Annotated in this window: 2 protein-coding genes; both read right to left on the reverse strand. The window is 43.4% G+C overall.

Translation table 11 applies throughout. The features are described from left to right. The coding region (locus tag GMD1S_RS07405; RefSeq protein WP_001050091.1) for a DUF1149 family protein at window positions 1–308 on the reverse strand (308 nt) is incomplete at its 3' end. 73 nt (window positions 309–381) lie between these two features. Beyond that, window positions 382–1734, reverse strand: coding sequence for a phosphoglucosamine mutase (gene glmM / locus GMD1S_RS07410; RefSeq protein WP_000521454.1), 1353 nt, complete (start codon window positions 1732–1734; stop codon window positions 382–384). Window positions 1735–1926: the final 192 nt, after the last annotated feature.

The following is a 1926-nucleotide window of genomic DNA, read 5'->3' on the forward strand; positions in this document are numbered from 1 at the left end:
AGCATGTTCAAACATGGACGTGCCAAGGTTTCGACTTCTTCTTGGTTAAATTCGCTTGGTTCGTTGACAATACGACCTTCCACATGGTTCACTTGGGAAATTGTTCCGCTGATGACAAATTTGTCAAAGACAATCATAAAGCTCAAGATAACGACTAAAGAAGTCACTTGGTTTTCTTGGTCATGTTGGAGTAACTGAAAGTTCACGTCTACCTTGGTTTCAGGAGCTCCATTTTCATTTTCCCATTCAAAGTTACGAGCATCAAAGTGATACTGGCTAACAAATTCTTGTTCTCGTTTAAGATTCATTTTTCTCTCCCATTGCTACAATTTACTATGCAATTGTACCACATTTTTATCATTTCATCTAGTTTTCTAGGCTTTAGTCAATTCCGATTTCATCTTTAACCACAGCAGCAATCGTATCTACATAGTAGTTGACTTCTTCTGTTGTTGGTGCTTCTGCCATGACACGCAAGAGGGGTTCTGTTCCACTTGGGCGGACAAGGATACGGCCGTTCCCTGCCATCTCTTCTTCCATCTTTTCTATGATTGTCTTGATGGCTGGTACTTCCATGGCATTTTCTTTCATGGCATTTTCCACTCGGATATTGACCAGTTTTTGTGGGTAAATCGTCACTTCTGATGCTAGTTGAGACAAGCTCTTGCCTGTTTCTTTCATGATTTTGGTCAATTGGACAGCTGATAATTGACCATCACCAGTTGTATTGTAGTCCATCAAGATAACGTGACCTGATTGTTCACCACCAAGGTTGTAGCCTGATTTTCTCATTTCTTCAACGACATAGCGGTCACCAACAGCAGTCACTGCCTTGTTAATGCCAGCGCTATCCAAAGCCTTATGGAAGCCAAGGTTAGACATAACCGTTGTCACGATGGTATTTTGAGCCAACTGGCCTTTTTCAGAAAGGTATTTCCCGATGATGTACATGATCTTATCACCATCGACGATGTCGCCATTTTCATCGACAGCAATCAAGCGGTCACTGTCTCCGTCAAAGGCCAAACCAATAGCTGACTGGCTTTCTTTGACCACCTCTTGAAGAGCTTCTGGATGTGTAGAACCCACATTCAAGTTGATATTAAGACCATCCGGTGTCTCACCGATAACAGTTATTTGAGCTCCAAGGTCTGCAAAGATTTGACGAGCACTTGTAGACGCTGCACCATTAGCTGTATCCAAGGCCACTTTCATCCCTTCAAGAGGAGTTCCAGTTGAAACAAGGTAGCCTTCATACTTACGTAAACCTTCTGGATAGTCCACTAAGGTTCCCAAGCCTTCGGCGCTTGGACGAGGAAGGGTATCTTCTGTAGCATCTAGCAAGGCTTCGATTTCTGCTTCTTTTTCGTCATCAAGTTTGAAGCCATCCCCTCCAAAGAACTTAATTCCATTATCAAGGGCTGGGTTGTGACTAGCGGAAATCATGACACCTGCACTGGCTCCCTCAGTTTTGACCAAATAAGCTACTGCTGGTGTTGCAAGGACACCGAGTTTGTAGACGTGAATCCCTACAGAGAGAAGACCTGCCACTAAGGCAGATTCTAGCATTTCTCCTGAGATGCGTGTATCACGTCCTACAAAGACTTTAGGGGCTTCTGTTTCGTGTTGGCTAAGAACATAACCACCAAAACGTCCCAATTTAAAGGCCAATTCTGGCGTCAGTTCTACGTTTGCTTCTCCACGGACTCCATCGGTCCCAAAATATTTACCCATTTTATTTATCATCCTTTTCTACTATTTTGTTTAGTCCTGTTTAGACGAGTCTGGTTTCGTTTCTGAACTCGTTGAAGACGAACTGCTGGTTGAAGAGCCCGTTGACGAGGTCGTTGACGAAGAACTCGAGCTAGACGATACTGTTTTGGTTGTAATTTTCATTGTAGTGTCAAATGGCATAATGACGCTTGG

Source organism: Streptococcus sp. GMD1S (assembly GCF_000296875.1).
GTDB lineage: Bacteria > Bacillota > Bacilli > Lactobacillales > Streptococcaceae > Streptococcus.

Coding starts and splice junctions, on each gene's coding strand:
- glmM (WP_000521454.1), bottom strand. CDS start 1,734: ATGGGTAAATATTTTGGGACCGATGGAGTCCGTGGAGAAGCAAACGTA.